This window comes from Martelella limonii, from assembly GCF_013344475.1.
Taxonomy (GTDB): Bacteria; Pseudomonadota; Alphaproteobacteria; order Rhizobiales; family Rhizobiaceae; genus Martelella; species Martelella limonii.
The window spans coordinates 124,455-149,824 of record NZ_JABUOU010000010.1 but is presented as its reverse complement, the minus strand read 5'-3'; the positions used below and the strand labels follow the sequence as shown (position 1 = coordinate 149,824).

Genomic DNA, 25,370 nt, shown 5'->3' with positions numbered 1-25,370 from the left:
TGCTTGACGGCCCTCGCAATGTCCGGCCGCCCCCCTGTTGACCGGGCGCGATCATGGCTGACCGCGCCCGGCGTCGAGCTCAGTTTACTCGGACATGCCGCCGCATTTCCCGGTCTCGACATTGAAGTTGCCGCAGGACATCGGAGCGCGCCAGTCGGCAATCAGGTTCTTGCTGTCCGGCAGGTAGTCGGACCATGCGTCGCCGGCGACGAGGCCGGGCGTCTCGTAGACGATGTCGAACTGACCGTCGTCCTGGATTTCGCCGATCAGCACCGGCTTGGTGATGTGGTGGTTCGGCATCATCGCGGAATAGCCGCCGGAGAGGTTCGGAACAGCCACGCCGATCATCGCGTCGATGACGGCATCCGGATCGGTGGTGCCGGCCTTTTCAACGGCCTTCACCCACATGTTGAAGCCGATGTAATGGGCTTCCATCGGGTCGTTGGTCACGCGGGCATCGTCACCGGTGAAGGCGTGCCAGGCATCGATGAACTCGTAGTTCGCATCGGTATCGACGGACTGGAAGTAGTTCCAGGCGGCGAGATGGCCGACCAGCGGCGCGGTGTCGAGACCGGCAAGCTCTTCCTCGCCGACGGAGAAGGCGACGACCGGGATATCGGAGGCCGAGATGCCCTGGTTGGCGAGTTCCTTGTAGAACGGAACGTTGGCGTCGCCATTGATGGTGGAGACCACGGCGGTCTTCTTGCCTTCGGAGCCGAACTTCTTGATGTCGGAAACGATCGTCTGCCAGTCGGAGAAGCCGAACGGCGTGTAGTTGATCATGATGTCTTCTTCGGCAACGCCGTGATCCTTGAGATAGGCTTCGAGGATCTTGTTGGTGGTGCGCGGATAGACATAGTCGGTACCGGCGAGAACCCAGCGCTCGACGCCGTCATTTTCCATCAGGTAGTCGACGGCGGGGATCGCCTGCTGGTTGGGGGCGGCACCGGTGTAGAACACGTTGCGCTGGCTTTCCTCGCCCTCATACTGGACGGGGTAGAACAGAATGTTGTCGAGTTCCTCGAACACCGGCAGCACGGATTTGCGCGAGACCGACGTCCAGCAGCCGAAGACGGCGGCGACATTGTCGCCCTCGATCAGTTCGCGCGCCTTTTCGGCAAACAGCGGCCAGTCGGAGGCAGGGTCGACGACGACGGCTTCAAGCTGCTTGCCCAGCAGGCCGCCCTTGGCATTCTGCTCGTCGATGAGCATCAGCATGGCGTCCTTCAGCGTGGTTTCCGAAATCGCCATCGTGCCGGACAGCGAATGGAGAATGCCGACCTTGATCGTGTCTTCCTGGGCATGGGCCACCCCGGACATGCCGGCGGTGGTAAGCGCTGCAAGAAGTGCTGCGCTGGTCAATCCCTTTGTGAAATTCATGTTTTCAGTTCCCCTCAACGATTTTGCCTGAATGGCTTTTGGACGTCAGGGCGCGGTGGAAGGCGCGCCTCGGCCAACTATCGTTGAGTGGCGGAAAACCCCACATACGTCATTTGACGTAGTTGAGGGGGAAGGCTTGCGGTGTCAGCCGGCCTCGACGGGCTCGATATCGAAGGCGGCGGCAAGCAGCGCCCGGGTGTAATCGGCCTTCGGATTTTCGAACACGTCTCTGGCAGGACCGCGCTCGACGACTTCGCCAAGCCGCATGACGATGATCTCGTTGGCGAGCGCACGCACCACCTTCAGGTCGTGGCTGATGAAGAGATAGGCGAGATTGTGCTTCTTCTGCAGGCTGCGCAGCAGATCGACCACCTGCGCCTGCACGCTCATGTCGAGCGCCGAAGTCGGCTCGTCCAGCATCACGAAGCGGGGTTTGAGCACCATGGCGCGGGCGATCGCGACGCGCTGGCGCTGACCACCGGAGAATTCATGCGGGTAACGCCAGCGGGTGGCGGCATCGAGGCCGACCTCCTCCAGCGCTTCAGACACGCGGATTTCCCGCTCGCGCGCGGTCAGTCCGCGCTCATGGATCTTCAGCCCTTCGGCGACGATCTCGCCAATCGACATGCGCGGCGACAGCGACCCGTAGGGGTCCTGGAACACGATCTGCATTTCCTCGCGCAGCGGCTTCATCTCACGATAGGAATAGGCATTGATGTCCTTGCCGATGAAGGCGATGCGGCCTTCCGACGCGATCATCCGCGTCAAGGCGAGGCCGAGCGTGGTCTTGCCCGAGCCGCTCTCGCCGACGACGCCGAGGGTTTCGCCGGCTCTCAACTTCAGCGAAATGCCGTTCACCGCCTTCACGTGATCGACGGTTTTCCTGAGCAGCCCGGCCTTTAACGGAAACCAGACTTTCACGTCGTCCGCCTCCATGACCACCTCACGCGAGGGATCGTGCGCCGGCGGCAAGCCCTTGGGTTCTGCGGCAAGCAGGTGTTTCGTATAGTCATGCTGCGGATCATCGAAGATCTCGGCAACCGGACCATGCTCGACGATCTTGCCCTTCGTCATCACGCAGACCCGGTCGGCGAATTTGCGGACGATGCCGAGATCGTGGGTGATGAACAGCATCGACATGCCGTGATCGCGCTGCAGTGTCTTCAACAGTTTCAGGATCTGCGCCTGAACGGTAACGTCGAGCGCGGTCGTCGGCTCGTCGGCAATCAGCAGTTTCGGGCGGTTGGCGAGCGCCATCGCGATCATCACGCGCTGGCGCTGGCCGCCGGAAAGCTCGTGCGGGAAGGCGCCAAGCCGCTTTTCCGGCTCGCGGATGCCAACCTCGTTGAGGAGCTCCAGCACGCGCTTGCGGGCGGCAGCCCCGGTGAGACCCCCATGGATCGCCAGCGTCTCGCCCACCTGCCGCTCCACGGGATGCAGCGGATTGAGCGAGGTCATCGGCTCCTGGAAGATCTGGGTAATATCGCCGCCGCGCACGTCGCGCAGCGTCCGGTCGTCAGCCTCTAGCAGGTCGCGGCCCTCGAACAGGATCTCGCCGCTCGGATGGCTCGCCGCCGGGTAGGGCAGCAATCTGAGCACCGATGCGGCCGTGGCCGACTTGCCGGAGCCGCTTTCGCCCACCAGCGCCACCACCTCGCCCGGCATGATATCGAACGACACCCGGTCGACAGCGAGATTGCTGGAACCGCCATGGCGGAAGGCGACCGAGAGATCTTTCACGGAGAGGATCGGGTTCATTGGAACGTCTTCCTCGGATCGAAGGCATCGCGCACCGCCTCGCCGACGAAGACCAGCAGCGACAGCATGAGCGAGAGCGTGACGAAGGCGGTGATGCCAAGCCAGGGGGCCTGGAGGTTGCTCTTGCCCTGATTGACGAGTTCACCGAGCGAGGGCGAGCCGGGCGGCATGCCGAAGCCCAGGAAATCGAGCGAGGTCAGGGTGACGATCGCACCCGACAGGATGAACGGCACGAAGGTGAGCGTGGCCACCATGGCATTGGGCAGCAGGTGGCGGAACATGATGGTGCCATTGCCGACGCCGAGTGCGCGGGCGGCGCGGACATATTCGAAATTCCGCGCGCGCAGGAATTCCGCGCGCACGACCGCCACGAAACTCACCCATGAGAATACCAGCATCACGCTGAGCAGAACCCAGAAGCCGGGCGGCAGGATCGCGGCGATGATCAGCAGGATGTAGAGCGTCGGCAGCGACGACCAGATCTCGATGAAGCGCTGCATCAGCAGATCGACCCAGCCGCCGAAATAGCCCTGAACCGCGCCGGCGCTGACGCCGATGACGGCCGAGAAACCGGTGAGCAGCAGGCCGAACAGCACGGAGATGCGGAACCCGTAGATCACCCGCGCCAGCACGTCGCGGGCAAGATCGTCCGTGCCGAGCCAGTTCATGTTGCCGAGAACACATGCCGGGTCATCGACGCCCTCAGAATAGCCCGCGCAGCGCTCCTCCTTGCTCATCAGCCAGAAAGGCGGCGTCGGCGCGGAATAGGGAACATTGGCATTGATGGTGCGATAGGAATAGCGCACCGGCGGCCAGATCATCCAGCCATTGGCCTCGATCTCCTCGCGGATGAAATCCGAACGGTAATCGGTGACGGCCAGAAAGCCGCCGAACTTTTCCTCCGGGTAATCGACCAGCACCGGAAACAGGATTTCGCCCTGATAGGACGCGATCAGCGGCTTGTCATTGGCGACGAATTCCGCGCCGAGGCTGATGATGAACAGGAACAGGAAGAGCCACAGCGACCAGAAGCCGCGCCGGTTTGCCTTGAAATTCTGCCAGCGGCGGACGTTCATCGGCGACAGGATGCCGGATTTCGGCACGTTTGCGATGGCGTCAGGGAATGCGAGTTCGCTCATCTCACACATCCCTCTTTTCGAAATCGATCCGGGGATCGATCCAGGTGTAGATCAGGTCGGAAACAAGCCCGATGACGAGACCCAGGAGCGAGAAGATATAGAGCGTGCCGAACACCACCGGATAATCCCGGTTGACCAGCGACAGATAGCCGAGCCGCCCCAGCCCATCGAGCGAGAACACATTCTCGATCAGAAGCGAGCCGGTGAAGAAGGCGAGGATGAACGAGCCCGGAAAGCCCGCGATCACGATCAGCATCGCATTGCGGAACACATGGCCGTAGAGCACCTTGCGCTCGGAAAGCCCCTTGGCGCGGGCGGTGACGACATATTGCTTGCCGATCTCGTCGATGAAGGAGTTCTTGGTCAGAAGCGTCGTCGTTGCAAACGAGGACACCGACAGCGCGACCAGCGGCAGGGTCAGGTGCCAGAAATAATCGAGCACCTTCTGCCACCAGTTGAGCTGGTGGAAATTGTCGGAGACGAGCCCGCGCAGCGGGAACAGGTCGAAGAACGAGCCGCCGGCAAACAGGATGATCATCAATATGCCGAGCAAAAAGCCCGGAATGGCATAGCCGATGACGATCACGCCCGAGGTCCAGACATCGAAGCGCGACCCGTCCTTCACCGCCTTGCGGATGCCGAGCGGGATCGAGATGCCGTAGGACAGGATCAGCACCCAGACGCCAAGCGAGATCGAGACCGGCAGCTTGTCGATAATCAGATCGATGACGGATGAATTGCGGAAGAAGCTGTCCCCGAAATCGAAGGTCAGATAGTCCCGCATCATCATCAGGAAGCGCGTCAGCGGCGGCTTGTCGAAGCCGAACTGGCGTTCGAGATCCGCGATCAGCTGCGGATCGAGCCCCTGCGCGCCGCGATAGTTGGACGAGGCGGCGCTGTTGAAACTGTCCATCGAGATCCCGGCATCCGAACTGCCGGAAATGCGGCTTTCGGCGCCGCCGCCCTGACCGTTGATCTCGGCAATCACCTGCTCCACCGGTCCGCCGGGGGCAAACTGCACGATGATGAAGGAAATCGTCATGATCCCGATCAGCGTCGGGATCATCAACAGGATGCGGCGCAGGATGTAGGAACCCATTATGCAGCGCTCCCGACGGGATGGGATCGCAGCGAAGCTTCCTTGAAGCTCCCATCATGAAGACCCATCGCCGCATAAGCCCCTCTCGCCCCGGAGGGGAGAGATGTCGCGACAGCGACAGTGAGGGGGGAGCCTATCCACGCGGGCGCCCTCACAAGACTGACATGCTGCATCACCCTCACTGCCCCTCTCGGGGCATCTCTCCCGCAAGCGGGAGAGAATATCGGGAGCACGTGGCAATGCCCGGAGGCCATCTCGAAAGCCCGTCTTGCGTTAGCCGTCCGGTGCGTCTCGAACCGGCCTGAACCACGATGACCGACCTCTGCCGCCAGCGACACGCCACCAAACAGCACTCTCATTTCGCCTCCGTCGACCACCATCCGGCGGGGAAGTCGAGGCCGTATTCGGGGAAGTCGCCGTGGGTAATCGTGTCCCAGTAGGCGATGCGGTAATCCTTCGAATAGTAAAGCGGGATGATGTAGTCATTGGCCAGCAGCACCCGGTCGAGCGCCTTGGTGGCGGCAACCAGCGTGTCGCGGTCATCGGCGAACACGACCTTCTCGATCAGCGCATCGACGCCGGGATCGGCAATGCCGGCATAGTTTCTCGATCCGGGCTGCTCGGCCGAGCGCGAACCCCAATAGTTGAACTGCTCGTTGCCGGGGCTGAGCGACTGCGCCCAGAGTTCCCAGATCATGTCGTAATCGAAGTTGTCGACCCGGTTCTGATATTGCGAGCTATCGACCACCCGCACCGAGGCATCGATGCCGAGCTTGCGCAGGTTTTCGATATAGGGCAGCACGACGACTTGAAGCGAAGGGTTGTCGAGCAGGATCTCGAAGGCGAAGGGCTTGCCAGTTTCGGCATTGATCAGCTGGCCACCGCGCCTCTGGAAGCCGGCCTGCTTCAAAAGCTCGAAGGCCTTCTGCAGATTGGCGCGTGATTCCTCTTCCGTGCCGCCGACGGGCAGCTTGTTGGCCTTGTTGAAGACATCGTCCGGCACCTTATCGCGCACCGATTCCAGGATCTGCAGCTCCTCGCCCTTGGGCAGGCCTGAAGAGGCAAGATCGGTTCCGAACCAGAACGAATTGTCGCGGGCATAGGCGTCGCTCAACTGGTTCTTGTTGATCGTCTCGAAATCGAAGGCGTAGATCAGCGCCTCGCGGACCCGCTTGTCATCGAACGGCGCCCGGCGATTGTTGGGCACCAGCGCCTGCATGATGCCGGTTGAGCGCAGCGGATTTTCCACCGCCTCGCGGGTAACCTTGCCGTCCTTGACGGCGGGGAAATTGTAGCCGGTCGCCCAGCGCTTGGCGCTCGTTTCGATCCAGAAGTCGAACGAACCGGCGCGGAAGGCCTCGAATGCCACGTCCTTGTCGGCGAAATAGAGGTAGCGGATCTTGCCGAAATTGTTGCGGCCGACATTCACGTTGAGATCCTTGCCCCAGTAATTGTCATCGAGACGATAGGTGATCGAGGAGCCAGGATTGACGGTGTCGATCACATAGGGACCGGAACCCACGATCTTCTCGAGTGTGCTTGCGGAAATGTCGTGGACGACATTGCCGTCCTTGTCCTCGAACCAGTGCTTGGGGATGACCATCAGTTGGCCGACGATCTGCGGCAATTCGCGGTTGCCTGTCTCGTCGAAATGAAAGGTGACCTCGTGGTCGCCCGTCACTTCCGCGCTTTCGACGTGGCTGTAATAGTTTGCGTAAAGGGCGTTGAGCTTCTTGAAGCTTTCGAACGAAAAGACGACGTCTTCCGGCGTGACCGGCTCGCCATCGGAGAATTTCGCCTCAGGCCGCAGCCTGTAGGTCACGGAGGAGATGTCTTCGGGAAATCGAAAAGCCTCGGCGAGAAGGCCGTACATCGCGTCGATCTCGCCTTCCGACGGCGCCATCAGCGTTTCGAACACGAGACTGAGGCCGGCCGCCTTGGTGCCGCCATAGGGCACGGGATTGAGCGAATCAAACGTGCCGGTCGCCGACCATTTCAGCTCGCCGCCCTTCGGCGCATCGATATTCACATAATCGAAATGGGCAAAATCTTCGGGGTATTGCGGCGTGCCGGTCAGCGCCGAGGAATAACGCCATCCGTCGCCCTCAACGCTTTGCGCCAAGGCTGAAGGCGCGACAAGCACAACGCCCGCCACCACGATCCACGCAGCGCTCACAGCCCTTATCCACATTGTTTTTGCCTTCCCCGTTCTTGCTTTTCTCAATTCCGGACCAAGAATAAACTAATATCGACCCGGGTGTTCAAGTAGCCTTTTCGTGAGGCGGAAAACAGGCGGAATTCGCAACGGTTCCAAATTTCGTTGCAAAACGCCGACAAGGAGGACGCGATGCGCTGGTTCAGGGCCTTTTCCATACTCGCCGTGGCAGCGGGTCTGTCGGCCCCGGCTGCAAGCCAGGACTTTCCGCCCCCCGCCAAGGTTCTGTTCGCCTCGGAGACCACGCCGACGGCGGGCAAGCCGCAATCGATCGGCTTCTACAACAAGGGCTGCCTCGCCGGCGCCGAGGCGCTGCCGATCGACGGCCCCACCTGGCAGACCATGCGGGTGTCGCGCAACCGCCGCTTCGGTCACCCCGATACCATCGCCCTTGTCGAGAAGCTGTCGCGCGAGGCCGCGCAATATGACGGCTGGCCGGGGCTTCTGGTTGGCGACATTTCCCAGCCGCGTGGCGGGCCGATGATCTCCGGCCATGCCTCCCATCAGGTCGGTCTTGACGCCGATATCTGGCTGACGCCGATGCCCAACCGGACGCTGACACTCCGCGAACGCGAGGACATGTCCGCCACTTCGATGCTGAAGGAAGACGGCACGCTGTTCGTCGACAAGCAGAAATTCACCCCCGCCCATGAACGCCTGATCATGCGGGCGGCAAGCTATCCGGAGGTGCAGCGCATCTTCGTTCATCCCGGCATCAAGAAGGCGCTCTGCGAAGACTGGAAGGGCGACCGCACGAACCTTGCCAAGGTCCGCCCCTATTACGGCCACTACTACCATTTCCACATCCGCCTGTTCTGCCGGCCGGGCTCCGCCGACTGCAAGGCGCAGAACAGGGTGGACATGGCAGATGACGGCTGCGGCGCCAATCTCGCCTACTGGCTTTCCGATGAGCCATGGGCGCCGGCAAAGCCTGCGACCCCGCCGAAGAAACCGACCAAGCCGCAGCCCAAGCCGACCCGGCCGAGCTACACCATCATGTCGGATCTTCCGGGTGCCTGCCAAGCCGTGCTCGATGCGCCGGCGCCGGCCACTCTGCCGCAGGCGGCCCTGACGCCAACCATTCCGCTGCCGCCCCTGGCGCCCTGGCCCGAGATCGGCCCTGTTCCTCAGCAGAGGCCACAGGGATAAGCCGGGACTTTCAAAGCGGTTTGAACTGATGTAGGAAACCGTGGCCCCGCCGTTTGGGCGCCGGGCTGCAGCATAAATCCAGGGGCGCATTTCCGCGCCGCGCACACTTGATGCAAGGGGCAGAAGCCATGGCCAGAATTCCGCTTGAACAACCCCTCGCCTTTCCGATCCTGATCGGCGATATCGGCGGCACCAATGCGCGGTTCTCGCTCCTCGTCGATCCCTATGCAGAGCCGCGAGAATTCCCGATCGTGCATACCGCCGATTTCGCCACGATCGACGATGCCATCCAGGCTGCGGTAATGGACAAGTCGTCGCTGCAGCCGAAAAGCGCCATCCTCGCCGTTGCAGGCCCGATCCGCGGCGACGAAATTCCGCTGACCAATTGCGACTGGGTGGTCAAGCCCCACGACATGATCGCAAATCTCGGCCTGATCGACGTCATCGTCATCAATGATTTCGAGGCCCAGGCGCTGGCGATCGCCAACATGCCGGACAAGTTCCGCGAGCCGATCGGCGATGTCGCGGACAAGATGCTGGCCTCGCGCGTCGTGCTTGGCCCTGGCACAGGTCTGGGCGTGGCCGGCCTGGTGCATGCCGAAGAACGCTGGATCCCCGTTCCCGGGGAAGGTGGCCATATCGATGTCGGCCCGAGAACCGACCGCGACTATCAGGTGTTCCCGCACATCAAGACAATCGAGGGCCGGGTTGCGGCGGAGCAGATTCTCTGCGGCCGCGGCATGGTGAACCTCTATAACGCCGTCTGCGCCGCGGATGGCATCGAGCCGAAGCCTTTCGAGCCCAAGGATGTCAGCCAGCACGGCCTCGACAAGACCGATCCGCAGGCAACCGAAACGCTGTCGCTGTTTGCGACCTATCTCGGCCGTCTGGCAGGCGACATGGCGATGGTGTTCATGGCGCGCGGCGGCGTCTATCTGGCCGGCGGCATTTCCGAGAAGATCCTGCCTGCGCTGAAGAGCCCGGAATTCCGCGCCGCCTTCGAGGACAAGGCACCGCATACCAGGCTGCTCGCCGCGATCCCGACCTATGTCGTGACGCACCCGCTCGCAGCCCTCTTCGGCCTTGCCACCTACGCCCGCACGCCGACCCGCTTCGGGCTCGCGCTTTCGGGCCGCCGCTGGCGCGACTGAGCGCGTTTCACGCCGGCGCGCCCTTTCCTTCCGCGTGACCATGCAATAAGCTCGGCGCGGTTTTTGCAGGCGCTGCGAAGGCCGGACTGCAACGCATGATATCAGGAACACACATGAATTCTCCGGCAATGAAGCTCGTCGTCGTGGGCGCCAGCGGACGCATGGGCCAAAGCCTCATCCGCGTCATCTCGGAAACCGAGGGCTGCGTCCTGCACGCGGCGATCGACCGTGCGGACAGCGCTTTTCTCGGCAAGGATGCAGGCCTGATGGCCGGCGTCGGCGAGCTCGGGGTCGTTGTGAGTGACGATCCGCTGAAGGCCTTCCTCGATGCCGATGGCGTGCTCGATTTCACCGTGCCGCAGGCCTCCGTCGAATACAGCGAACTTGCCGCGCAGGCCCGCATCGTCCACGTGATCGGCACCACCGGCATGTCCGAGGCTGACGAGGACAAGGTGAAGGCCGCAAGCCGCCATGCCCGGATCGTCAAGTCCGGCAATATGAGCCTCGGCGTCAACCTCCTCGGCGTGCTGGTCAAGCAGGCAGCGGCCGCGCTTTCGGCAAAGGGCTGGGACATCGAGGTTCTGGAAATGCATCACCGCCACAAGGTGGACGCGCCCTCCGGCACAGCGCTCCTTCTGGGCGAGGCGGCCGCTGAAGGGCGGGACGTGTCGCTGAAGGAAAAGGCCGTGAAGGTGCGCGATGGCCATACCGGGCCGCGCGAGGAAGGCAGCATCGGATTTGCGACGCTGCGCGGCGGTTCGGTCGTCGGCGAACATTCCGTGCTCCTCGCCGGCGAGGGCGAAACGGTGACGCTGTCGCATTCGGCAACCGACCGCAGCATCTTTGCCCGCGGTGCGGTGACGGCGGCCCTTTGGGCGCGGGACGAAAAGCCCGGTCTTTATTCCATGCTCGACGTGCTCGGGCTTAAAAGCTAGCAACCTTTCAAGAGGAATATATTCATGAGCGGCACACTGGTTCTGGTCCGTCACGGCCAAAGCGAATGGAACCTGAAGAACCTTTTCACCGGCTGGAAGGACCCTGATCTCACCGAACAGGGCGTGGCCGAAGCCCATGCGGGCGGCAAGGCGCTGGCCGAGACCGGCATCAAGTTCGACGTCGCCTTCACCTCCGACCTGTCGCGCGCGCAGCGCACCTGCCAGATCATTCTGGACGAGATCGGCCAGGGCGATCTGGAGACCATCCGCAACCAGGCGATCAACGAGCGCGACTACGGCGATCTCGCCGGCCTCAACAAGGATGACGCCCGCAAGAAATGGGGCGAGGAGCAGGTTCACATCTGGCGCCGCTCCTACGACGTGCCCCCGCCCGGCGGCGAAAGCCTGAAGGATACCGGCGCGCGCGTCTGGCCCTATTACCTGACCGAAATCCTGCCGCGCGTTCTCAGGGGCGAGAAGGTGCTGGTGGCCGCCCATGGAAATTCCCTGCGCGCCCTCGTGATGATCCTCGACCGGCTGAGCCAGGAGGAAATCCTGGAACTCAACCTCGCGACCGGCGTGCCGATGGTCTACACGCTGAAGGCGGATTCGACCGTTGCCGACAAGCAGGTGCTCGGCGACATGTCCAAGGCACACTGATTTCCCTCGGGATTTCCAGACATCCGGAGCCGGGCGGCAGCAATGTCGCCCGGCTTTCGCTTTCAGGCCGGCGAATAGAGCCTGTCGAGCGGATAGGCCTTCAGGTCCTCGATCAGTTCGATGAAGCCCGCCACCTGATGTTTGGCGATCGCGCTTCCCTTCTCGGCGGTGCCCGCGGCCGCGTTGCCGACGGCGCCCTTGGGGTTGAGGTCGTGCGCGATCCAGGCGAGCGCATTGGGCGGAAGCGGCTGGAGATGGCGGGTATTGTCCTTTTGCCACTCAGCCAGCGAGGCGAAATTCTCGGCATATTCCATCTTCACGAGCTCGGGGCGGAAATGCAGCATCAGCGACGTCTCCACCTCGCCGGCATGAATGCCGAAGGTCCGCTCGTCATCGCTGATCATGCCTTCGGGATGGCCAAAGCGGCCCCATTGGGTGGATACCACCGCCATATTGAAGCGCACCCGCATTTCGCGGGCGACGATATGCATGATGTCGAGATTGCCGCCATGGCTGTTGACCATGATCAGCTTGCGCAGCCCGGCAGCCGCGACCTTCTCGCCGATCGCGGTCCAGGCCGGGATCAGGAGATCGGCGCCCAGCGAAAGCGTGCCCGGGCCATGGATGTGCTCGTTGGCCTTGCCGATTTCCTGGACCGGAAGCACCAGAACATCGAGATGGTCGGGAATATTTTCCTGAAGCGTGTCGAGCATGCCGCGCGCGATCGCGACATCGGTCGCCACGGGAAGATGCGGCCCGTGCTGTTCGGTCGACGCCAGCGGCAGGATCGCAACCGTGGTCTCGGCATCAAGCGCTGCAAAGTCCGGGCTTGTCAGTTCATTCCAGTAGAAGCGCTTGGCCATGTCTCACCTGTCTCATGTTCCCCGCCGTTTCTTTGCGGCGTCGAACACAGGTGTAGGCAAAGCGCTTAACCGGCAAAAGCATCGTTTTGCGTTCCGGCTGCTCTCTTTTTGCGCACAGTCTCAGGCCGTCTTCGGTTTGCCCCTCTGGGCAAGCGCAATCCCGCTGATGACGAGCACGAGGGCAATGGCGTGAAAACCCGCAAGCTCCTCGCCCAGCACCAGTACGGCAATGATCGTGCCGAAGACCGGGATCAGGTTGATGAAGATGCCGGCCCGGTTGGCTCCGATCACATCGACGCCGCGGATGAAGAAGGCCTGTGAAATCAGGGAGGGAAACAGGCCGGCATAGATCACCACGCCAAAGCCGATCGCGTCATGGGGAAAGATTGCGGCGCCCGCCGACATCTCCAGGAGCATGAGCGGCACCGAAGCGACCACCGCACCGCCGCAGAACGAGATGACCATCACCCGCCAGTCGAGCGGCGGCTTCCACCGCAGCGCGACGGTGTAGCCGGAATAGCAGAGCGCTGCGGCAAGGGCGAGCAGATCGCCGAGATTGAGGTCGAGATGCAGGACTTTGCGCAGCTCGCCCTGGGAGACGACGGTGGCGACACCTGCGAGCGTCAGCAAGAAGCCGGACATCTGCATGATCGTCGAGCGGGTGCGAAACAGGGCGAAGTTGATGGCGAGGATGCAGAACGGCAGGATCGCCTGGATCATCGAGACGTTGATCGCCGATGTCAGCTTCAGGCCCGAATAGATGAAGGCGTTATAGCCGGTATAGCCGACCGCGCCGAAGGCGAGGATGGCCGGCCAGTTGCGCCTGACCACCGGCCAGTCCTTTCGCAGCTGCGGCGCAGAGAACAGTGAAAGCACGATCGCCGCCATGGTCCAGCGCAGAAAGTTCAGCACCATAGGGGAGACATGGCCGACGGCAAGCTTGCCCGCTGTCATGTTTCCGCCCCAAAGCAATGCCGTGATGGTGAGAAGCAGATAGGCCTGCCATTCGATGGCGTGCGCGCCTGATTTCATGTCATTCGCCAATCTATTCGAGGTATGGACGGAATAATCCGTCCTCCATGCCGCTGTCACGAGAAAATTTCTGAACTGAGGGGGTGGGGGATCGCATTATGAAAGCTACATGGTTATAGATGCTGCGGTTTAACCGTGACTAAGACATTCCGGGTAGGTGCAATGACAAACGTAGTAGTGGTCGGTTCGCAATGGGGCGACGAGGGCAAGGGCAAGATCGTTGACTGGCTCTCCGAGCGCGCCGATATCGTCGTGCGTTACCAGGGCGGGCACAATGCCGGCCACACGCTGGTGATCGACGGCGTCAGCTACAAGCTCTCGCTGCTACCCTCCGGCGTCGTGCGCGAAGGCAAGCTTGCCGTCATCGGCAACGGCGTCGTCGTCGACCCGCATGCGCTGATCGCGGAGATCGGAAGGCTTGAGGCGCAGGGCGTCAAGATCTCTCCCGAAAACCTGCGCATTGCCGACAATGCCACGCTGATCCTGTCGCTCCACCGCGAGCTTGACGGCATGCGCGAGGATGCGGCTTCCAATTCTGGCACCAAGATCGGCACCACGCGCCGCGGCATCGGCCCTGCCTATGAAGACAAGGTCGGCCGCCGCGCGATCCGGCTGATGGACCTTGCCAATATCGAGACCCTGCCCGCCAAGGTCGACCGGCTGCTGACCCATCACAATGCGCTGCGGCGCGGCTTCGGCGCGCCCGAGATCGCCCACGAAACGATCATGGAAGAGCTCACCTCGGTTGCCGACAAGGTCCTGCCCTACCGCGAAACCGTGTGGCTGCTGCTCGACAAGAAGCGCCGCGCCGGCGCCCGCATCCTGTTCGAAGGCGCTCAGGGCACGCTGCTCGACATCGACCACGGCACCTATCCCTTCGTCACCTCGTCCAACACGGTGGCAGGCCAGGCCGCTGCCGGTTCCGGCATGGGCCCGGGCTCGCTCGGCTACATACTCGGCATCACCAAGGCCTATACCACCCGCGTCGGCGAAGGCCCGTTTCCGACCGAGCTCAACGACGAGGTCGGCAATTTCCTCGGCGAGCGCGGCCATGAATTCGGCACCGTTACCGGCCGCAAGCGCCGCTGCGGCTGGTTCGACGCCGTTCTGGTGCGCCAGGCTGTTGCCACCAACGGCATCACCGGCATCGCACTCACCAAGCTCGACGTGCTCGACGGCCTCGACGAACTGAAGATCTGCGTCGCTTACGAGCTTGACGGAGAGCGGATCGAGGCGCTGCCGGCAAGCCAGGGCGCACAGGCCCGCGTCAAGCCGATCTATGTGACGCTGGAAGGCTGGAAGGAATCGACCGTCGGCGCCCGCAAATGGGCGGACCTGCCGGCCCAGGCGATCAAATACGTACGTCAGGTTGAAGAGCTGATCGGCGCACCCGTGGCGCTTCTATCCACAAGTCCTGAACGCGACGACACCATTCTTGTGACCGATCCGTTTGAAGACTAAGCAAAAAACATAGTATTGTTGCGGAAATGTCCCGCACAATAGGGGTGATTCATGGCGGATTTTACGGCAGTTATCAGGCGCGCAGTCGAGGGACTTCCCGAACAGTCTCCGGAATTGCGCGCGCGCGTCTACGACAAGGCGCGCTCTGCTGTGATCCGGCAGATGGAAAACATGAACCCGCCGCCGCCGGAAGCGATGATCAAGCGCCAGATCGACAAGATCGACGCCGCCATCGCCGAGGTTGAAAGCGATTTCACCGTCGCCATGCCCGCCGACGAGCCGGAAGAGGACGTGTTTCCGCAAGCCACGTTCCATGACGACGAACCGGCTGTCGATGACCAGCCCGTGCATGAAGCCGAGGCGCCTGCGGAAGATTACGAAGACCCCGCCCCGGCTCCGACCGCGCCGGACTATGCCGAAGACGAGCCTTACGACGATGTTACGGCGGAGCCCGAAGAGCAGCCGGCCGCCGAGCCGCGCTCCATGGGTTTCCTGCAGGGCGCGACCTTCGAGGCGGTCAACCGCCCCGACAGGGTCGTCTTCGAGACGATGCCTGATCCCGATGAGGACCAGGGCTACTCCTTCGACCGTCCCGAGGACGAGGAAAGCGAAGCAGGCTCCGTCGTGGTGGAATCCGACGAGGACGATGAGCCCCGCCCTGCCGACGACTGGCAGTTTGAGGCAGCCCCTGCGGCAACGCCCGGATATGAACCGCCGGCTGCTGCAGGCTCCCGATCCGTCTCCGAAAAGGACTGGGCTCATGTCGATAGTCTCCTGGGACTTGAGCCGGACGAACGCGGTTTCGACGAGGATGACCGCCTGACCGGCGCGGGCCGCCATGATGACGATGACGGCTTCGAAGAGGAAAAATCCGGAAGCGGCAAGCGGATCGCGCTTGCGGTTGGAGCCGTGGTTCTTGTCGCCGTGATCGCCGTTGGCGGCTATTTCGCCTATGAAAACCGCGACAGCCTGATGGCGCCCGGCGACGCGGTGACAGAGACGGAAACACCGGCCGAAACCACCGCGACCCCGCCCGACGCGGAAACGGACGCAGAGCCTGCCACCGAAACCGCAGGCGCGCCCGCAACCACCGCGCCCGAGAGCGAAGAAGGCGGCACGGAAAAACAGTTTACCCAGCGGCTTCTGCCGGACGGCACCGAGGTCGATGAGGGCCTGCCTGCCGCCGGCGAAAACGTAGGCCCCGCCCGTTCGGTCGCAAGCCAGACGGCGGGCTCCACCGCACCCGCAAGCGCCGGGCAGGACACCGCCGATCCGGCTCCGCCGGTGGGCGCGGCCCAGAAGATGTATCTTTACGAGGAACAGCTCGGCCAGACCGTTCCCTCGGCATTCCAGGGCACGGTGACCTGGGAGCTGAAGCAGGAGAACAACGGCACGGCTGTCTCCGAACCGGTGATCGAGGGCGTGATGAATGTGCCGGATGCCGGGCTTTCCGGCGTCGTGACCTTCCGCCGCAACGATGATTCCTCGCTTCCGGCAAGCCACCTGATCGACATCTCGTTTACCCTTGGCGACAATTTCCAGGGCGGCGCGGTCGATAATGTCCAGCGCATGTCGCTGAAGAATACCGAGGCCTCGCGCGGCGATCCGCTGATCGCGGTCTCGGCCAAGATCACCGACGATCTCTACATGCTGGCGCTCAATGATTTCGATCAGGCCCGCGGGCAGAACATGGCGCTCCTTGCCGAGCGCAACTGGATCGATATCCCGGTGACCTACCGCAACGGCCGCCGCGCACTGCTGACCCTTGAAAAGGGCACCACCGGCATGGCGATCTTCGACCGGGCCGTGCAGGAGTGGCAGGCGCTCGGCGATATCGGCGACAACAACAACTGACAGCAAGCCTCGATCAGGAAAGGCCGCACCGGTTTCCCGGCGCGGCCTTTTGCTTTTACAGACGATCAGTGTGCATATCAGTCGTCGGCGCCCTCGCGCACGGCGCGGACAGCCTTGGCATTTGCCGCGACCTGCTTCTGCACGGCGTCCTGCACCTTCTCGAACGCGCGGACCTCGATCTGGCGAACGCGTTCGCGCGAGATCGAGAATTCTCCGGAAAGCGATTCCAGCGTTTCCGGGTCTTCCGCAAGCCTTCGGGCAACGAAGATCCGCTTTTCACGGTCGTTCAGAACGTCCATGGCTGACGACAGCATGTCGCGGCGGGTTTCGAGCTCATCCTGGTTGACGAGCATCTCTTCCTGGCTGTCATGGTCGTCGACCAGCCAATCCTGCCACTGACCGGATTCGCCTTCCGTTGCGCGGATCGGCGCGTTGAGCGACGCATCCCCGCCAAGGCGGCGGTTCATCGAGATCACTTCCTCTTCGCTGACATTCAGCTTGGTCGCGATTTCGGTGACCTGCTCCGGCTTCAGATCGCCATCCTCGATCGCCTGGATCTTGCCCTTCAGGCGGCGCAGGTTGAAGAACAGGCGCTTCTGATTGGCAGTGGTGCCCATCTTCACGAGCGACCAGGACCGGAGAATATATTCCTGGATCGACGCCTTGATCCACCACATCGCATAAGTGGCCAGACGGAAGCCGCGTTCGGGATCGAACTTCTTGACGGCCTGCATCAGACCGACATTGCCTTCGGACACGACCTCGCCGATCGGCAGGCCGTAGCCGCGATAGCCCATCGCGATCTTGGCGACGAGGCGCAGGTGGCTGGTGACGAGCTTGTGGGCGGCACCCCGGTCATCATGTTCCTGATACCGCTTGGCAAGCATATATTCCTGCTGCGGCTCGAGCATGGGGAATTTGCGGATTTCTTCGAGATAGCGGTTGAGACCGTTTTCTCCGGCACGAATGCTGGGAAGCGTATTGGCCAATGCTTTCACCCCCTTGGTGTTGCAATCCTTCTCAAATCCAACGGCGCTCGCGGGGCATCGCCCCACAACCCGATCCGTCGATTTCTGAAGGGAGAACCCGATTTAAGTAAGGCAGACCGGGCTTTCAAGGTATCTGAAGGGTGAACACTCCATTTACTGGAATGTTTGTGAAATCTCAGCCCTCGAAGGCCGCGCAAAGCGCTTCCATGTCATCCGGCAGCGGCGCCTCGAACCGCATTTCCTCGCCGGTTGCCGGGTGCTCGATCACCAGCAGCGCCGCATGGAGCGCCTGACGCGGGAAGCTGCGCACCACGGATGCCGCGTCCTCTTCCAGAAGATTGGCCTTGGTCTTGAACCCGGCGCCATACATCTTGTCGCCGATCAGGGGATGGCCGACATGGGCCATGTGCACGCGGATCTGATGGGTGCGGCCGGTTTCCAGCCTGCATCCCACGAGGCTCGCAAGCGCCGTGCCGTCCGGCTTTTCGCCAAAACGGCGCAAGACGGTGTAATGGGTGATCGCGAAATCTGCATCCGCACTGTCAGCGGATTTGACGGCGCGGCGGATGCGGTCTGGCGCGCGGCCAAGCGGTGCGTCGATCGTGCCCTGCAGCACTTTCGGCCGGCCCCAGATCAGCGCCTTGTAGGCGCGCTGCAACGGGCCGGTGCGGCCGTGATCGGCAAACTGGGCGGCAAGGGATTGGTGGGCGGCGTCGTTCTTGGCGACCACCATCACGCCCGTCGTATCCTTGTCGAGACGATGAACGATCCCCGGACGGCGCACGCCGCCAATGCCCGAAAGCGTGTCGCCGCAATGGAAGATCAGCGCGTTGACCAGCGTCCCGGTCCAGTTGCCGGCGCCCGGATGAACCACGAGGCCCGCCTGCTTGTTGATGACGATGATATCGTCGTCCTCATGCAGGATCTCCAGCGGTATATCCTCGCCATCCGGCTCGGCATCTTCGGGTTCGGGCATGACCAGCGTGATCGCCTCGCCCGGCCTCACCTTCCGGCTCGGTTCCACGACCGGCTTTCCGCCAATCGAGACAGCGCCCTCCGTGATCAGCGCCTTGACGCGGGTGCGCGACACGCCGTCGCCCATCTCGTGCGCGATGAAGGCATCCAGACGTTCTTTCGTACCCTCGGGGACGAGAAAGTCTTTTCTATCGGGCTGGCTTTGTTTAAACGGGTCGTCTGTCATCTTAACTTTGCAAGTGCGGTCCGCGCTTGTTAAGCGAAACCGGCCTGCGGAGCAATGGACAATGTCGCAACATCGCATTGAAGACGACGAAGAAGACAAGCCGCTCGACCCGGCTGTCGAACTGGTGCGGCGGCGGATGCTGCGGCTGCAGATCATATCGGCGCTGATCATGATGATCTCGCTGATGGCGGTTTTCGGCGCCATTCTCTACAAGGTGATGAGCCGCCCGGACGAGGCGCCGGTTGCCGAACGCGGCGGCGCGGTGGTTCCCGCTGATGCGCCGCGCGCGCTGACGGCGAACCTGCCCCGCGGTTTCACGATCTCCGACGTGAGCTATGGCGATGGCCAGGCGCTGATCTACGGCACCAAGGAAAACGGCGAGCAGACGCTCTATCTCTTCGACATCAATTCCGGCCGCATGGCCGCCGATGTCGAACTGCGCTTCGACTGAGATGATCGCGATCACCGATCCCGATGATCCGCGCATTGCCCCCTTTCGGGCGATACGGGAGAAGGATCTGGTCGGGCGCAAAGGGCTTTTCATCGCCGAAGGCACGGTGGTGCTGAGGGTGCTGGCCGAGGCGCCTGCAGAGCGTTTTTCCGCCGATTGCATCCTGGTGCTGGAAAACCGGCTCGCAGGCATTGAAGACGTGCTCGCCGCCTATCCGGACGATGTGCCGGTCTACACCTGCAACAGCCAGGTCATGAACGCCATCACCGGCTTCGACATGCATCGCGGGGTGCTGGCGCTCGGGCGGATCACCGGGACCCACAGTGCAGCCGACCTCGCCGCAACGCTCCCCGATGACGCGCTCGTCGTCGTCTGTGTCGGGCTTTCCAATCATGACAATGCCGGCGCGATCTTCCGCAATGCCACCGCCCTTGGCGCCGACGCGATCTTCCTTGACGCGACCAGCTGCGATCCGCTCTATCGCAAGGCGATCCGCGTCTCCGTCGGCTCCGTTTTGAAGATGCCGTGGACCCGCGAGGGTGACGGGGCAGCACTTCTGAGCACGCTTGCACAGGCCGGGTTCGAGGTGATCGCGCTTTCCCCGCAAGGGAGTGAGGCGCTTCAGCACGTCAGCCCGCGCGGCCGCACCGCGCTGGTGCTCGGCACCGAGGGCGAAGGCCTGCCGGCGGAGATCATGGAGACATTCAGGACCATCCGGATCCCGCAGGCACCCGGCCTCGACAGCCTCAATGTCGGCAATGCCGCGGCAATTGCGCTCTATCAGTTGGCACTTGCCAAGGGCCGGATCGGCTAGAGCAAATCCGCGTTTCACGGAAACGCGAAATTGCTCTATCTCTTTGTTTTTACGCAATTCCGGACGGTGAACCGGTGTCCACTTCACCTGGAATTGCGCTAACGGCGTTCGTCGATCAGCGCGCGGGCGCGTTCTGCAAGGCTCACGCGGTGAGCGTTGCCGGCGCCGCCGCTGCAAAGCGCCGCCTCCAGCGCTTCCTCGGCACCCTCGCGATGGCTGTAGGCGATCATCATGGCCGCAAGCTCCGCAAAGGCATCGCGCAGGGCTTCATCCTCGCGGTCCGAGCCATGCGCCGCATCGATGCGGCCCAACAGCTCAGCATAGCGGTTTTCGATTTCACGCTTCAGATCGGCCAAACGGCGCTCCGTCAGAAGGGGTTCCAGGTCGGCCGCTGGGTCAGCTTCAGATAGCCGACATTGACGCCGAGACGCGCACCGACGCCGGAGCGGACCGGCACCAGAATGACGTTGCGGTATTTGTAAACCTGCATCGAGAAGCCCGCAACGATATAGGCCGATCCCGAAACGCCGCCGTAGCGGTGAAAGAGATCGGGCACCGAGGGCAGATTGTAGACCAGCATCATCACCCGCGACCCGTCGCCGCCGTAATCGATGCCGAGCGATGGGCCCTGCCAGAATACCTTGTGGGCGCCGACATTCTTGGTGTTGAGCGTGCCCTCGCCATAAGTCAGCCCCGCGATGAAGGCGCCCGAGCCTTCCGCGCCGAGGATATAGCCGTTCGGCAGGCCGTATTTCGAGAACGCATTCTGCAGTGTCTGCGCAAGACCGGAGCTTGCCTCGCCGAAGAAGGTATTGCCGGCGGTCACAAGCTCATCGGGTGAAAACGTGCCGCTCTGCATGGTTTGCGGCTGCTGCTGTGCGGCTGCGGGAACAGCAAAGAGCACCGTCATCACGAGCGCGAAGACAAGTGCCGGCACGGACCTTGCGGTTTTTCTGGCAAACATGGCGGTTCCATTCCTGTTGCTTTCGGTATTGGCGCGCCGATGCCCGATTTGCCTTGAAACAACATACCGGCAGACGGCAAGCCTCTGACGCTATTGTGGGCCAGACCCCTTAACAATGGATTTACCAAATGCGAGGATTTTGCGGTGATGCGAATATCGCTTGAAAGATTGCGGCGATACCAGCAAAAGACAGCGACGGCCGGTGACAGGCCAAAGCCTTGAGGATGTGCGAAGCGATGAAGAACCCGAACCTGACCCTGAACGGCGCAGATCTTGCGGCCCTTCTTGCAAGCCGCATCTGTCATGATGTCGTCAACCCGATCGGGGCGGCCGGCAACGGGCTCGAGCTTCTCGACGAGGGCGGGATGGATGAGGACGCGCTGCAGCTCATCCGCCAGAGCACGCTTTCGGCCACCATCCATCTGAAATTCGCCCGGATCGCCTTCGGCGCCTCCGGCACGCTCGACACGCCGCTCGACACCGGCGAGGCGGAAACGGCAGCCCGCGACCTGATCTCGCTCGGCAAGCGCGTCACACTGAACTGGGCCGGCCCGCGCATCAATGCGCCGAAGAACCGGGTGAAGCTGCTTCTCAACCTCTTCCTCGTCGCCCAGTCCACCATTCCGCGCGGCGGCACCATCGATGTGGGTCTTGATGCCGCAGGCGACATCTTCGCCTTCATCATCCGCACCCGCGGCAATTACGTGCAGATGCCGTCGGAATTTGCCCGCATCTATGGCGGCGTCATGGAAGACCCGATCACGTCGCACAATGTCCAGCCCTATTACACGGCGCTGCTCGCCGAGGAATCCGGCATGGCCGTCGAATTCGTCGTCAATGAGGGCGAAGTGGTGTTCGAGGCGAAGCCTTCAGCCTGACACGCTGAGCCCATGTCTGCGTACCGCGCCTGACGGACGATTTCCGTCAGGCTTTTTTATGCGCGTGCGCTGCAGCAAGATTCCCCATTTTTGCCAAGCTTTGCCTTCACGAGTTGCGCTCCCGACGCTGCGGACTTTCAACTGACTGTTTTCGAAGCAGTCCGTTTTGGAGAATGCCGCATCCGCTATTTTCCCGTCAGTTTTGATGGAGAGCGACGCCATGCATGGCTTGCGAGGCGAAAACACAATGACCGTTTCGACGCAGACTGAACGCGCTTCAAGTCACCCTGCTTGCGCTGAACCCGCGTTCGCGGCTGCACAACCCACCTCCATCCTGAATCTGATATGGAGGCAGTGCGCGCCGTCATCGCGTCTTCGACCGCCGGGCGCGGCGCAAGCCTTCGCGCTGATGGCTGCGCTCACGCTTGCGGGCTGCGCATCCCCGCAATTGCAGGATACGACGTCGCGTATCGATCTTCTCGAGCAGGAACTGAGCGCGCCGCCTCCGCCGATCGCAACCGGGAACGCAGGCGCCATCGGCCCGCCTCAACTGCTTGCAAGCGCGGAAAGCCGCGGCAAGGATTTCATGCGCGCGCGCATCAGCCGTGCACGCGCCATGCTGGCGCTCGATCAGGTTAAATCGGAGCGGCTCCCGCGCTTCAGCGCCGAGGCGCGACGGAGCAGCACCTATACCGGCGATGATCTTGCCAATCTCGCGAGCGTCTCCAATGTCGTGCTCGGGGTGAACTGGGATATATCCAAGGCTCTGCTGAAGCTCGACCATTCGACGGTGGACGTTGCAGGCAGGCTGATCCCCGTCCAGTATCAGATTGCGCAGAAGACGGCCATGTCCAACCTTCTGAGCGCCTACGATGCTTATACCAAAGTCGATTTTCGCAGACAGTCGGTGGCGCTGAGGGCGAAGGGCCTGCAATGCCGTATCGATGCCGAAGAAAAGGTTGATCCGGGCGAAAGGAGGAGCGAGCGTGAGCTTGCGGCCATGAGGGACCAGATCGCCGCTGTCCGCCGGGAGGAGAAGGCGGTCGTGCGATCGCTGAACGCGAAGCGCGACACGCTTCTGGGTCTCGCAGGGCTTGCAGAGGGCGGTTATGAGGTGGAGCCGGCAGGGTCCATGCTCGCCGCGCTGCCGGACTACCGTTCCCTGCCGACCGCGAACGCGGAAGCCTGCTTTGCATCGTCGGGGAAAAAACGGCTGGAAGACCTTCTGGTCGCCGCCGCAGATGCACAGCTCGGTCTTGCACGCCAATCGCGTTTTACCAAACTCAAGACCTCGATCCCAAGCTTCATGACGCAGGCGGGCGGCCTGAACCTGCAGTTCCTGGTTTCCTACGTGCTGCCGTTGATCGATGAGGGCGATGCTCTTCGTCTGACGCAGAATGCCCGGTTGACGCTCATGGAAACCATTCTTTCCGCGCAGGACAACCGCCGCGCCTTCATGAATGATTTCGATACATTGAAGCTCAGCATCGCCGCCGCAGACAGCGACCTTGCCGCCGCCCGCTCTTCTCTTGCGCGTGCCGAAGCCAAGAATGGCGACGCCGCGCCAGACCAGCAGTGCTTGGCCGCGGTGGAGCTTGAAAAGGCGAAATCGGAGCTCGCCGCCGCCCGCTTCAAGATCGACATGCTGAAAAGTCGCCTCAATCTGCTTTGCGCACCGTTGAGCGAAGAAACCGCCGATTTGACCGGCTCATCCGGCTAAAGCACCGCCGGTCATGAAAAAACCGCCGGACACAAAGCCCGGCGGTTGGCGTTCGAGACTGCATCCGATAACCGAAGGCTACGGTTGCCCCTGTTCCTTCGCGTCTTACTTCGCGCCTTACTTCGCGTCCGGCCAGGCGGTCGGGTCGGTGTCGAGATCCGGGAACTTCTTCGGATCGAACAGCGGCCGCCTGATGCCGGACGAAAGCTGGTTGCGGTAGTCGTTGATCAGGCGCAGCGCGGTCGGGAACAGCATGGTCAGCGCCAGAAGGTTGACGACGGCCAGAATGCCCATCATCGGGTCGGAGAAGTTGAAGACCGATGTGGCACCGGGCGCCACCGCGCCGATGAAGACGATCGCGATGATGATGATCCTGAGGATCTGCAGCGCGCTCTTCTTGTTGGTCATGAAGTCCAGCGCGTTTTCGCCGAGATAGTAATTGTAGATGATCGACGAGAACGAGAACAGGAAGATGGCCGCCGTCAGATAATATTGCGCCCAGCTGCCAAGGTGGTCGACAACGCTCTGCTGCGTCAGGATCACGCCGTCGACACCCTCCTGGCCCGGCTGGTAGACATCGCCAAGAAGAATGACGAAGGCGGTGCAGGAGCAGATGATGATGGTGTCGATGAACACCGAGAAGCTCTGTGTGATTCCCTGGCTCACGGGGTGGCGGACATAGGCGGTGGCGGCAACGTTCGGAGCCGAGCCGAGACCGGCCTCGTTGGAGAACAGACCGCGCCTCAGACCGTTCGACACTGCGGCGCCGATGCCGCCGGCAACCGCCTCACGGAAGCCGAGCGCATTGGCGACGATATCCCACAGCACGGCCGGAAGGGCGGTGATGTTGAGCAGGATGATCACCAGCGCCATGGCGATATAGCCGAAGGCCATGATCGGGATGATCACATCGGAGACCTTGGCGATGCGATGGATGCCGCCGAAGACGATGAAGCCCGTGGCCGCCGCCAGCACGACGCCGGTGATGTAGCGCGGAATGCCGAGACTGTCGGCGGCGGCACCCGCCACCGTATTGCCCTGGAAGGCGTTGAAGCCGATGGCGAAGGCTGCGATCAGGCAGACAGAGTAGATGACGGCGAGCCAGCGATAATTCGTGCCAAGTCCGTGGATGATGGCGCGGGCGGGGCCACCGCGATAGTCGCCATTGGGCTCGGTGCGCTTGTAGAGCTGGGCAAGCGTGGCCTCGACAAGGCCGGAGCACATGCCGACCAGCGCGATCGCCCACATCCAGAACACGGCACCCGGGCCGCCGGCGGTGATGGCAACCGCGACGCCCGCGATATTGCCGCCGCCGACGCGGCCGCCGACGGAGACGAACAGCGCTTCGCGCGCGCTGATCTTGCTCGGATCGCCATCCTCATCGCCCCACAACACGCCGAACATGCGCTTGAAGAAGCGGAACTGGACGAAACCGCTGGCGATCGTGAAGAACACGCCGAGAACGACAAGGAACGGAACCAGCGCCCAGCCCCATGTCAGATCATTGATATAATTGAAGAGTGTATCCAAAAACTGCACTGCAAGTCCCCCTGTTTGTGCACAAAGCGCAAGACCGCATCATGTCCGGCGGACCTCACCGGACCGCGCAGTATTCACGACGCAACTATGCTCCTGGGTCCCCACCCACACGCGCCGA

General features: G+C 62.3%; 22 protein-coding genes. 10 read left to right on the top strand and 12 right to left on the bottom strand.

Going from position 1 to position 25,370, the window contains the following annotated elements; genetic code table 11:
• Positions 1 to 84: 84 nt before the first annotated feature.
• The 5 genes from urtA to HPQ62_RS18180 all read right to left on the bottom strand — a co-directional run bounded on the left by urtA (position 85) and on the right by HPQ62_RS18180 (position 7,567).
• Entirely contained in the window at positions 85 to 1,380 is a 1,296-nt protein-coding gene (urtA, locus tag HPQ62_RS18200; protein ID WP_174804005.1) for an urea ABC transporter substrate-binding protein, read from the bottom strand.
• 144 nt (positions 1,381 to 1,524) lie between these two features.
• Positions 1,525 to 3,138: an ABC transporter ATP-binding protein gene (locus HPQ62_RS18195; protein WP_174804004.1), complete on the bottom strand. Its 1,614-nt coding sequence runs from the start codon at positions 3,136 to 3,138 to the stop codon at positions 1,525 to 1,527.
• Positions 3,135 to 4,277: an ABC transporter permease gene (locus tag HPQ62_RS18190; protein WP_174804003.1), complete on the bottom strand. Its 1,143-nt coding sequence runs from the start codon at positions 4,275 to 4,277 to the stop codon at positions 3,135 to 3,137. The genes HPQ62_RS18195 and HPQ62_RS18190 overlap by 4 nt, the downstream gene beginning before the upstream one ends.
• Position 4,278: 1 nt before the next feature.
• Complete coding sequence (locus tag HPQ62_RS18185) at positions 4,279 to 5,376, bottom strand: microcin C ABC transporter permease YejB (RefSeq protein ID WP_174804002.1); 1,098 nt, start codon at positions 5,374 to 5,376, stop codon at positions 4,279 to 4,281.
• Positions 5,377 to 5,731: 355 nt separating this feature from the next.
• Positions 5,732 to 7,567: an extracellular solute-binding protein gene (locus tag HPQ62_RS18180; protein ID WP_174804001.1), complete on the bottom strand. Its 1,836-nt coding sequence runs from the start codon at positions 7,565 to 7,567 to the stop codon at positions 5,732 to 5,734.
• 156 nt (positions 7,568 to 7,723) lie between these two features.
• On the opposite strand from HPQ62_RS18180, the gene mepA reads away from it, so the two are divergent.
• The 4 genes from mepA (at position 7,724) to HPQ62_RS18160 (ending at position 11,486) form a co-directional block, all read left to right on the top strand.
• The gene (gene mepA, locus HPQ62_RS18175) at positions 7,724 to 8,740 is read left to right on the top strand and encodes a penicillin-insensitive murein endopeptidase (protein WP_174804000.1); all 1,017 of its coding nucleotides are present in this window, start codon (positions 7,724 to 7,726) and stop codon (positions 8,738 to 8,740) included.
• A gap of 128 nt (positions 8,741 to 8,868) precedes the next feature.
• Positions 8,869 to 9,891 (top strand): glucokinase, encoded by a 1,023-nt coding sequence (locus tag HPQ62_RS18170; RefSeq protein WP_174803999.1) that lies wholly within the window; start codon positions 8,869 to 8,871, stop codon positions 9,889 to 9,891.
• A gap of 113 nt (positions 9,892 to 10,004) precedes the next feature.
• On the top strand, positions 10,005 to 10,826 hold the full coding sequence (gene dapB / locus HPQ62_RS18165; RefSeq protein WP_174803998.1) for a 4-hydroxy-tetrahydrodipicolinate reductase: 822 nt from the start codon (positions 10,005 to 10,007) through the stop codon (positions 10,824 to 10,826).
• A gap of 24 nt (positions 10,827 to 10,850) precedes the next feature.
• Positions 10,851 to 11,486, top strand: a complete 636-nt coding sequence (locus HPQ62_RS18160) for a 2,3-bisphosphoglycerate-dependent phosphoglycerate mutase (protein WP_174803997.1) — start codon at positions 10,851 to 10,853, stop codon at positions 11,484 to 11,486.
• A 62-nt stretch (positions 11,487 to 11,548) separates the two neighbouring features.
• On the opposite strand, the gene HPQ62_RS18155 is transcribed toward HPQ62_RS18160, so the two are convergent.
• Both HPQ62_RS18155 and HPQ62_RS18150 read right to left on the bottom strand, forming a co-directional pair.
• Positions 11,549 to 12,349: a creatininase family protein gene (locus HPQ62_RS18155; RefSeq protein WP_174803996.1), complete on the bottom strand. Its 801-nt coding sequence runs from the start codon at positions 12,347 to 12,349 to the stop codon at positions 11,549 to 11,551.
• A gap of 120 nt (positions 12,350 to 12,469) precedes the next feature.
• On the bottom strand, positions 12,470 to 13,360 hold the full coding sequence (locus HPQ62_RS18150) for an EamA family transporter (protein WP_174804032.1): 891 nt from the start codon (positions 13,358 to 13,360) through the stop codon (positions 12,470 to 12,472).
• 183 nt (positions 13,361 to 13,543) lie between these two features.
• Between HPQ62_RS18150 and HPQ62_RS18145 the strand changes: the two genes are divergently transcribed.
• Together HPQ62_RS18145 and HPQ62_RS18140 are read left to right on the top strand one after the other, a co-directional pair.
• The gene (locus HPQ62_RS18145; protein WP_174803995.1) at positions 13,544 to 14,842 is read left to right on the top strand and encodes an adenylosuccinate synthase; all 1,299 of its coding nucleotides are present in this window, start codon (positions 13,544 to 13,546) and stop codon (positions 14,840 to 14,842) included.
• A gap of 51 nt (positions 14,843 to 14,893) precedes the next feature.
• Positions 14,894 to 16,696 carry a hypothetical protein gene (locus HPQ62_RS18140; RefSeq protein WP_174803994.1) on the top strand — a complete coding sequence of 601 codons (1,803 nt, stop codon included), beginning with the start codon at positions 14,894 to 14,896 and terminating at the stop codon, positions 16,694 to 16,696.
• A 77-nt stretch (positions 16,697 to 16,773) separates the two neighbouring features.
• Here HPQ62_RS18140 and rpoH read toward each other — a convergent pair whose 3' ends face one another.
• Positions 16,774 to 17,685, bottom strand: coding sequence for an RNA polymerase sigma factor RpoH (gene rpoH, locus HPQ62_RS18135; protein ID WP_174803993.1), 912 nt, complete (start codon positions 17,683 to 17,685; stop codon positions 16,774 to 16,776).
• A gap of 175 nt (positions 17,686 to 17,860) precedes the next feature.
• Positions 17,861 to 18,886, bottom strand: coding sequence for an RluA family pseudouridine synthase (locus HPQ62_RS18130; protein WP_174803992.1), 1,026 nt, complete (start codon positions 18,884 to 18,886; stop codon positions 17,861 to 17,863).
• A gap of 61 nt (positions 18,887 to 18,947) precedes the next feature.
• Here HPQ62_RS18130 and HPQ62_RS18125 point away from each other — a divergent pair, with 61 nt between their 5' ends.
• Both HPQ62_RS18125 and HPQ62_RS18120 read left to right on the top strand, forming a co-directional pair.
• Positions 18,948 to 19,337, top strand: a complete 390-nt coding sequence (locus tag HPQ62_RS18125) for a hypothetical protein (RefSeq protein ID WP_174803991.1) — start codon at positions 18,948 to 18,950, stop codon at positions 19,335 to 19,337.
• Positions 19,315 to 20,151 (top strand): TrmH family RNA methyltransferase, encoded by an 837-nt coding sequence (locus tag HPQ62_RS18120; protein WP_174803990.1) that lies wholly within the window; start codon positions 19,315 to 19,317, stop codon positions 20,149 to 20,151. Before HPQ62_RS18125 ends, HPQ62_RS18120 begins: the two co-directional genes overlap by 23 nt.
• Before the next feature lie 98 nt (positions 20,152 to 20,249).
• Here HPQ62_RS18120 and HPQ62_RS18115 read toward each other — a convergent pair whose 3' ends face one another.
• Positions 20,250 to 20,507 (bottom strand): hypothetical protein, encoded by a 258-nt coding sequence (locus HPQ62_RS18115; protein WP_174803989.1) that lies wholly within the window; start codon positions 20,505 to 20,507, stop codon positions 20,250 to 20,252.
• Between the two features lie 11 nt (positions 20,508 to 20,518).
• A complete protein-coding gene (locus HPQ62_RS18110; protein ID WP_174803988.1) occupies positions 20,519 to 21,115 on the bottom strand; it encodes a DUF1134 domain-containing protein in 597 nt (198 codons plus the stop codon).
• A 236-nt stretch (positions 21,116 to 21,351) separates the two neighbouring features.
• Here HPQ62_RS18110 and chpT point away from each other — a divergent pair, with 236 nt between their 5' ends.
• The gene (gene chpT, locus HPQ62_RS18105; protein WP_174803987.1) at positions 21,352 to 21,993 is read left to right on the top strand and encodes a histidine phosphotransferase ChpT; all 642 of its coding nucleotides are present in this window, start codon (positions 21,352 to 21,354) and stop codon (positions 21,991 to 21,993) included.
• A 409-nt stretch (positions 21,994 to 22,402) separates the two neighbouring features.
• Positions 22,403 to 23,713, top strand: coding sequence for a hypothetical protein (locus HPQ62_RS18100; RefSeq protein ID WP_174803986.1), 1,311 nt, complete (start codon positions 22,403 to 22,405; stop codon positions 23,711 to 23,713).
• 117 nt (positions 23,714 to 23,830) lie between these two features.
• On the opposite strand, the gene HPQ62_RS18095 is transcribed toward HPQ62_RS18100, so the two are convergent.
• On the bottom strand, positions 23,831 to 25,252 hold the full coding sequence (locus HPQ62_RS18095) for an amino acid carrier protein (RefSeq protein ID WP_174803985.1): 1,422 nt from the start codon (positions 25,250 to 25,252) through the stop codon (positions 23,831 to 23,833).
• Positions 25,253 to 25,370: the final 118 nt, after the last annotated feature.

Coding starts and splice junctions, on each gene's coding strand:
- urtA (WP_174804005.1), bottom strand. CDS start 1,380: ATGAATTTCACAAAGGGATTGACCAGCGCAGCACTTCTTGCAGCGCTT.
- HPQ62_RS18195 (WP_174804004.1), bottom strand. CDS start 3,138: ATGAACCCGATCCTCTCCGTGAAAGATCTCTCGGTCGCCTTCCGCCAT.
- HPQ62_RS18190 (WP_174804003.1), bottom strand. CDS start 4,277: ATGAGCGAACTCGCATTCCCTGACGCCATCGCAAACGTGCCGAAATCC.
- HPQ62_RS18185 (WP_174804002.1), bottom strand. CDS start 5,376: ATGGGTTCCTACATCCTGCGCCGCATCCTGTTGATGATCCCGACGCTG.
- HPQ62_RS18180 (WP_174804001.1), bottom strand. CDS start 7,567: ATGTGGATAAGGGCTGTGAGCGCTGCGTGGATCGTGGTGGCGGGCGTT.
- mepA (WP_174804000.1), top strand. CDS start 7,724: ATGCGCTGGTTCAGGGCCTTTTCCATACTCGCCGTGGCAGCGGGTCTG.
- HPQ62_RS18170 (WP_174803999.1), top strand. CDS start 8,869: ATGGCCAGAATTCCGCTTGAACAACCCCTCGCCTTTCCGATCCTGATC.
- dapB (WP_174803998.1), top strand. CDS start 10,005: ATGAATTCTCCGGCAATGAAGCTCGTCGTCGTGGGCGCCAGCGGACGC.
- HPQ62_RS18160 (WP_174803997.1), top strand. CDS start 10,851: ATGAGCGGCACACTGGTTCTGGTCCGTCACGGCCAAAGCGAATGGAAC.
- HPQ62_RS18155 (WP_174803996.1), bottom strand. CDS start 12,349: ATGGCCAAGCGCTTCTACTGGAATGAACTGACAAGCCCGGACTTTGCA.
- HPQ62_RS18145 (WP_174803995.1), top strand. CDS start 13,544: ATGACAAACGTAGTAGTGGTCGGTTCGCAATGGGGCGACGAGGGCAAG.
- HPQ62_RS18140 (WP_174803994.1), top strand. CDS start 14,894: ATGGCGGATTTTACGGCAGTTATCAGGCGCGCAGTCGAGGGACTTCCC.
- HPQ62_RS18130 (WP_174803992.1), bottom strand. CDS start 18,886: ATGACAGACGACCCGTTTAAACAAAGCCAGCCCGATAGAAAAGACTTT.
- HPQ62_RS18125 (WP_174803991.1), top strand. CDS start 18,948: ATGTCGCAACATCGCATTGAAGACGACGAAGAAGACAAGCCGCTCGAC.
- HPQ62_RS18120 (WP_174803990.1), top strand. CDS start 19,315: ATGTCGAACTGCGCTTCGACTGAGATGATCGCGATCACCGATCCCGAT.
- HPQ62_RS18110 (WP_174803988.1), bottom strand. CDS start 21,115: ATGTTTGCCAGAAAAACCGCAAGGTCCGTGCCGGCACTTGTCTTCGCG.
- chpT (WP_174803987.1), top strand. CDS start 21,352: ATGAAGAACCCGAACCTGACCCTGAACGGCGCAGATCTTGCGGCCCTT.
- HPQ62_RS18100 (WP_174803986.1), top strand. CDS start 22,403: ATGGCTGCGCTCACGCTTGCGGGCTGCGCATCCCCGCAATTGCAGGAT.